We start from the raw sequence: 6,542 nt of genomic DNA on the forward strand, positions 1-6,542 counted from the left end.
CGGCGTGGGAGTCCAGGTTGCCGGTCGGCTCGTCGGCCAGCAGCAGCGGCGGGTCACCCGCCACGGCCCGGGCGACCGCCACCCGCTGCTGCTCGCCGCCGGACAGCTCCGACGGCTTGTGCCGCAGCCGGTGGCCGAGCCCGACCCGTTCCAGCGCCTCGGCGGCGCGCTCGCGGCGGGCGCGCCGGCCCGTGCCGGTGTAGAGCAGGCCGTCGGCCACGTTGTCCAGCGCGCTGACGCCGGGCGACAGGTGGAACTGCTGGAAGACGAAGCCCAGGGTGCGCGAGCGCAGCGCGGACAGCTCCCGGTCGGACAGGGTGGCGACGTCGTGGCCGGCGACGAGGACGGTGCCGGTGCTGGGGCGGTCGAGGGTGCCGATCATGTGGAGCATGGTCGACTTGCCGGATCCCGACGGGCCCACGATGGCCAGCAGGTCGCCGCGGGCGATCGTCAGATCGACGCCGCGCAGAGCGTGCACGTCGCCGGGGTACGTCTTCGTCACCCCGTGCAGCTCCACGACGGCTTCTTGATCGTTCACGTGCTCATTCACATGCTCATTCACTGGGCAGGTACCCCGACCTTCATGCCCTCGGCCAGCCCCTCGCCCTTGATCTCGACGAGGCCGCCCCCGAACGCCCCCGTCTCCACGGCCACGATCCGGCTGGTCGCGCCTTCCACCACCTCGACCCCGAACCCGCCCTCGCGCAGCGCCAGCAGGGCCTCGACCGGCACGGCCAGTACGTTCGCGTGGCGGGCGCTGGCCATCTCCACCTCGACCGGCGCCTGGTCCAGCTTCGTCTTGGGCGGCTTGGCCAGCGTGATGTCCACGTCGACGGTGGTGGTCGCGTCCTGCCCCTGCCCGGACGTCTCCGCGACCGTGCCGACCGTGGTGATCCGGCCGCTGACCCGCTCCCCGCCGGGCAGCGTCACCGTGACCTTGGCGCCCTTGCGCGCCAGCGACTGGTCGCCCGTGTCCAGGTCCACGTGCACCAGGCGGCGGATGCCGCTCACCGTGAGCGCCTGCCGGCCCGGCGAGGTCTTGGTGCCGGCTGCGGTCTTGACCTCGGTCACGCGTACGGCGGCGGGCTGGAACGCGACCTGGGCCGCGTCGACCCGCCCGGTCTCCTCCAGCCCCCTGTCGTCCTGCCAGTCCTTGACCGCCTGCTCGGTGGCGTAGCTGAAGTGGTCGTCCACGGTCAGGTACTCGCCGTAGCCGAGAGCCTTGAGGTTGCGCTCGAGCTGCTCCACGTCCGGCCCGTCGGACACGCCCTGCTCCAGCGTCCGGTACATCGGCAGCTTGCCGTACATCAGCACCAGCGGCCTGCGGTCCACCTTGAGCAGCGGCCGGCCGCGGCGGATCACGGCGCCCTGAGCCGCGACCCAGGTCACCGTCCCGGCGGCGCCCGAGTCGATCTGGCGCTCACCGGCGTAGGTGAGGGCGCCGTCCACGGTCTTGGTCTCCACCAGGTCCTGCCTGGCGATCTCCGCAGTAGCGGGCACGGGGGGCTTGGTGGGCGTGGCGGCGCCGGTGCCGCCGTCGTTCAGGACGGCCACCGCTGTCCACGTCGCGGCGACGGCCAGTACGGTGCCGCCGCCCAGCAGCAGTCCCTTCCTCACGGCGTCTTCCCCTTGCCGCCGCCGGGCGCGAGGTGCTCGCAGGCCTTGTGCGCGGCCTCGATCTTCTGCTCCGAGCCGTTCTTGATCTCAAAGCGCATCCCTTCGCCCGGCTTGGGGTCGGGCATGTCGATGCCGTGCTGGCGCATGCACTGCGCGAACTTGACCGCCTGGTCGTAGTCCTGCGGGCTGGGCGTGCGGTCGCGGACGACCGCTTCCAGGATGGGCTGGCAGGCCTTCTGGGCCTTGTCCATCTTCTCGCGGCCCACGCTCTTGTCGGCCTCGACCCGAAGCTGGCCGTTCTGCGGATCGGGCACGTTGATGCCGTGCTCTCGCATGCACTGCGCGAACTTCAACTGCGCCTCGTGCGGGTCCAGCGAGGCCGACGGGGATGCCGACGACCCGGCGGACGAGGTGCCGCCGCCCGCGCTGGCCACGCCGTCGTCCTTGGGCGCCGTGCCACCGCACGCGGCCAGCGCCAGCGCGAGGGGGACGACGACCAGCAAAAGCCGTATGTTCATGACATTCGCTCCTCCGCGCCCCGGGTCCTTCGCCCGAGGCGCGGCCTAACTTCAGCCCACAGGGTGCTAGAACCGGATAAGCCCTCAGCGCTTACCTGCGGCTAACACGTGTTCCGTCACGCTCTTGTGCCAGAGGAAAGGGGCCGGCTATGCGGGTGCTTGTCGTCGAGGACGAGGAACGGCTGGCGGACGCGGTGGCGCACGGGCTCAGGCTGCACGCGATCGCCGTCGACGTGGCCTACGACGGGCAGGACGCCCTCGAGATGGCCGCGTACGTGGACTACGACGTGGTGGTGCTCGACCGGGACCTGCCGGAGGTGCACGGCGACGACGTGTGCAGGCGCCTGCGCGAGGGCGGCGGGGGCGGCCGGGTGCTCATGCTGACCGCGGCCGGCCAGATCCGCGACAAGGTCGACGGGCTGGCCATCGGGGCGGACGACTACCTGGTCAAGCCGTTCGCGTTCGCCGAGCTGGTGGCCAGGGTCAGGGCGCTGGCCCGCAGGTCGCACCGCTCCGCGGTCCCGCTGCTCGAACGCGGCGGCATCGCGCTCGACCCGGCCCGCCGCACGGTCACCAGGGACGGGCATCCCGTGTCGCTGAACCGCAAGGAGTTCGACCTGCTGCGCGTGCTGCTCGGCGCGGACGGCGAGCTGGTCACCTCCGGGGAACTGCGCAAGAGCGTCTGGGACGAGTACGCCGACGCCGGCACGGGCGCGCTGCGGGTCACGATCACGTCGTTACGCAAGAAGCTCGGCGTGCCGGCCGCGATCCAGAACGTGCCCGGCAAGGGATACCGGCTTTGATCCCCGAGACCTGGCGGCTGTGGTGGAGCAGGAGGAGGCTCCGGCTGCGGCTCACGCTGCTCTACGGCGGCCTGTTCTTCGTGGCCGGTTCGATCCTGCTCTGGGTCACCTACCTCATCACCGGGCAAGCACTGAACCAGCAGTTCGTCGTGGGCGTCAGCAAGATCACGAACCCGCGTCCCGACATGCTCGCGCAGCGCCCGATGTTCGAGGACGGCGTTTTCCAGGGCGACATCGTGTACCGGGCCGAGAGCGTGCTCAGCGACATGGTGCGCTGGTCCATGCTCGCGATGATCCTGGTCGGCGTCGTCGCGCTCGTGCTCGGGTACGTGGTGGCCGACCGGGCGCTGCGCCCGCTGGACCGGGTGACGGAGACGGCGCAGCGGCTGTCGGAGAGCACGTTGCACGAGCGGATCGGCCTGAACGGCCCGCCCGACGAGGTCAGGCGCCTGGCCGACACGTTCGACGCGATGCTGGACCGGCTGCACGGGGTGTTCGACGCGCAGCGGCGCTTCATCGCCAACGCCTCGCACGAGCTGCGCACCCCGCTGGCGATCAACCGCACGGTGCTGGAGGTGTCGCTGGAGGAGCCGGCCGCGTCGGAGGACCTGAAGGCCCTGGCCAGGGCGCTGCTGGGCACCAACGCCCGCTACGAACGGCTCATCGAGGGCCTGCTGCTGCTCGCGCAGTCGGAGCAGGAGCTCACCGTGCGCAAGTGGGTGGACCTGGAGCAGGTCGTACGGACCGTGCTCGAGCAGATCGACCTCCAGCCGCGCAAGCGGCCCGTCACCCTGCACCAGGACCTGCGCCCGGTGCTGGTCGAGGGTGACCCGCTGTTCCTGGAGCGGTGCGTGTTCAACCTGCTGGAGAACGCGATCAAGTACAACGTGCGCGACGGTGAGATCTGGCTCGCGCTCGGGCAGGAGCATGGGCACGCGGTCATCACGGTACGCAACACCGGGCCGCTGGTGCCGCCGTACGAGGTGGACGACCTGTTCGAGCCGTTCAGCCGGAGCCAGGGCGACCGGGTGCGCTCGTCCAGGGGCGCGGGGCTGGGGTTGTCGATCGTGCGGGCGATCGTGCGGGCGCACGGCGGCCAGGTCAGCGCGGCCGCCCGGCCCGAGGGAGGGCTGAGCGTCACGGTACGGCTGCCGCGCCAGCCCCTGTGAGGGCCGGCGTGCGATCCTTGAGAGGTGCTGTCGCCGATCGACCAACTGCGCGAGCAGATCAGATCCCATCTGGCCGCCTTCGACCGCCGCGAGGTCCCGCCCACCGGCGGGGTGCGTAGGGCCGCCGTCACCGTGTGCGTGCTGGAGGACGCCGAGCGGGCCCCGTACACGGTCCTGATCAAGCGGGCCGCCCGCGGCCGCAACCCCGGGCAGTGGGCGCTGCCCGGCGGGCGGCTCGACGACGGGGAGCGGCCGGTGGAGGCGGCGCTGCGCGAGCTGGAGGAGGAGACGGGCCTCACCGGGGTCGAGGTGGCCGGGCTGCTCGACGACTTCGTCACCGACTCGGGATTCGTGATCACGCCGGTCGTGGCGTTCGGCGGCACGCAGGAGCCGGTGGCCGACCCCCGTGAGGTGGCCTCGGTGCACGCCGTGCCACTGGAGTGGTTCCTGAGGCCGGGGGTGCCACGCTGGCACGGGGAGCTGCTGCAGATGCCGCTGGGGCCCTCGATCGTGGTTCACGCACCGACGGGGGCGATTTTGTGGCAATTTGCCGAGGTTGCCCTACGTGGCCGCGAGCAGCGGGTCTTCGACGTGGTTCAGCCTCGCTGGACGAGAACCTGACCGAATCTTTGGGCCCGGTGGAATAGCGATCGCCGGATGTCCGTTAGCATCAAATGGCCGATGTGGTCTGTGTCCCCCGGGCCGCAAATTACCGCCTTCACGGAATACCGTTCGGCTGGAGCCGTGTTGTGCACCTCGCCGAGGAGGCGACCGCCACATCGGCCTAAACGGCTTTTCCCAGGCGTCCCGCCCCTCGGGCGGGGCGCCTGCTTTATGGTGGGGTGGCCGACCGCTCGATGATCAGGAGAGCTCGTTGCTGTACGAAGTGGTCAAGTTCGCTGCCGCACCGCTCGCCCACGCGATGTGCCGGCCGCACATCACCGGCGCGGCGCACGTGCCCAGGAGCGGGCCCGCGATCCTGGCCGCCAACCACTTGTCGGTGCTCGACTCGTTCCTGCTGCCGGCGCTGCTGCCGCGGCACGTGACGTTCACCGCCAAGAACGAGTACTTCGACGGCAACCCCGTCTCCGGGTTCTTCATGCGGCTGGGCGGCAGCCTGCCGATCGACCGGGAGAGCGCGCACGCCGCGCAGGCGATGCTCGACGCCGCCGCCGAGCTGCTGGAGCGGGGCGAGCTGTTCGGCATCCACCCGGAGGGCACCCGCTCCCCCGACGGCCGCCTCTACCGCGGCAAGGTCGGGGTGGCCTGGCTGGCGCTCAAGACGGGCGCTCCGGTGCTGCCGGTGGCGCTGAGCGGCACCGAGAAGGTGCTGCCCGTCGGCTCCAAGGTGCCCAGGCCCGCGCGGATCGGCATCGCCATCGGGGAGCCCTTGCGGTTCGAGGGCGACCACACGAAGGCACGCGACCGGCGGGCGGTGACCGACGAGATCATGACGGCCATCCAGAAGCTGTCCGGCCAGGAATACGTGCCGGCCTACGCGGCCAGCGTCAAGGCCGCCAACGGCCAGTCCTGAAGTCGTCGAGGGTCAGGGGGATCTAGTGGCGCGGGGTCGTACCATCGCGATCGTGTCCGGCGCCGTCGTGCTCGCGGTGGGGGCCGCGGCCGGTGGCGCGTACTACGTGCTGCACACGAGGGGCACACCCGCCGAGACGGCGCAGCGCTTCGCCGCCGCGTGGCAGGCGGGCGACAATGCCGCCATGACGGCCCTGCTGGCCAAGCCGCAGCAGCTCAGCGCGTACGACCAGCTACGCAGCGCGCTCGCAGTCGAGTCCACCGCGATCCAGCTCGGCAAGATCACAGAGTCCGACGACCGGGCCCGCGCCCCGTACACCGCGACCCTGACGCTCAAGAACATCGGCAAGTGGTCCTACCAGGGCCAGATCGACCTCATGGTGGCCGACCGCGCGTGGAAGGTCGACTGGAAGCCGGCGACGCTGCACCCGTCCATGGCCGCCGGGGCCGCCTTCGCGCTCAAGACGCGCTGGCCGGACCGGGCCGGGATCACCGACGCCGACGGAGGCCGGATCGACACGGGCACAGTCGGCGGATCGGTGCAGCAGCTGGTCGGCTACCTCGACAAGGCCACCAAGAAGGACGTGGCCAAGCTCGGCTCCTCCTACAAGGTCGGGCAGGCCGTCGGGCGCGGCGGGCTGCAGGAGACGTTCCAGAGGCAGCTGGCGGGCACGCCGGCCACCGAGATCCAGCTCGGCGGCAAGACACTGACGACCATCGAGGGCTCCGACGGCGAGCCCGTGCAGACCACGCTCGATCCCCACGCGCAGGCCGCGGCCGTGGGGGCGGTCAAGGACATGAAGAAACCCACCTCGATGGTGGCGATCAAGCCGTCCACGGGCGAGATCCTGGCCGTGGTGAACAACCAGGGCGGCTTCAACCGGGCCCTGGACGGCCGCTAC

The 6,542-nt window shown here is 71.2% G+C and carries 8 protein-coding genes; 5 read left to right on the plus strand and 3 right to left on the minus strand.

Annotation, left to right across the window (positions count from 1 at the left end; genetic code table 11):
* From AB0J09_RS52530 to AB0J09_RS52540, 3 genes are all read right to left on the minus strand, one after another.
* On the minus strand, positions 1–538 hold a 538-nt coding region (locus AB0J09_RS52530; RefSeq protein ID WP_360709486.1), incomplete at its 3' end, for an ABC transporter ATP-binding protein.
* A 20-nt stretch (positions 539–558) separates the two neighbouring features.
* Positions 559–1,617 carry a peptidoglycan-binding domain-containing protein gene (locus AB0J09_RS52535; RefSeq protein ID WP_360709488.1) on the minus strand — a complete coding sequence of 353 codons (1,059 nt, stop codon included), beginning with the start codon at positions 1,615–1,617 and terminating at the stop codon, positions 559–561.
* Positions 1,614–2,135: a hypothetical protein gene (locus AB0J09_RS52540; protein WP_360709490.1), complete on the minus strand. Its 522-nt coding sequence runs from the start codon at positions 2,133–2,135 to the stop codon at positions 1,614–1,616. Before AB0J09_RS52540 ends, AB0J09_RS52535 begins: the two co-directional genes overlap by 4 nt.
* Before the next feature lie 149 nt (positions 2,136–2,284).
* Here AB0J09_RS52540 and AB0J09_RS52545 point away from each other — a divergent pair, with 149 nt between their 5' ends.
* The 5 genes from AB0J09_RS52545 to AB0J09_RS52565 form a co-directional block, all read left to right on the plus strand.
* On the plus strand, positions 2,285–2,938 hold the full coding sequence (locus tag AB0J09_RS52545; RefSeq protein ID WP_360709492.1) for a response regulator transcription factor: 654 nt from the start codon (positions 2,285–2,287) through the stop codon (positions 2,936–2,938).
* Positions 2,935–4,107, plus strand: a complete 1,173-nt coding sequence (locus AB0J09_RS52550) for a HAMP domain-containing sensor histidine kinase (protein WP_360709493.1) — start codon at positions 2,935–2,937, stop codon at positions 4,105–4,107. Before AB0J09_RS52545 ends, AB0J09_RS52550 begins: the two co-directional genes overlap by 4 nt.
* Before the next feature lie 24 nt (positions 4,108–4,131).
* Complete coding sequence (locus AB0J09_RS52555) at positions 4,132–4,728, plus strand: CoA pyrophosphatase (RefSeq protein ID WP_360709495.1); 597 nt, start codon at positions 4,132–4,134, stop codon at positions 4,726–4,728.
* A gap of 253 nt (positions 4,729–4,981) precedes the next feature.
* Entirely contained in the window at positions 4,982–5,641 is a 660-nt protein-coding gene (locus AB0J09_RS52560; RefSeq protein ID WP_360709497.1) for a lysophospholipid acyltransferase family protein, read from the plus strand.
* A gap of 52 nt (positions 5,642–5,693) precedes the next feature.
* On the plus strand, positions 5,694–6,542 hold an 849-nt coding region (locus AB0J09_RS52565; protein ID WP_360709499.1), incomplete at its 3' end, for an NTF2-like N-terminal transpeptidase domain-containing protein.

Origin of the sequence: Nonomuraea sp. NPDC049784, assembly GCF_040659615.1 — a bacterium.
GTDB lineage: Bacteria > Actinomycetota > Actinomycetes > Streptosporangiales > Streptosporangiaceae > Nonomuraea.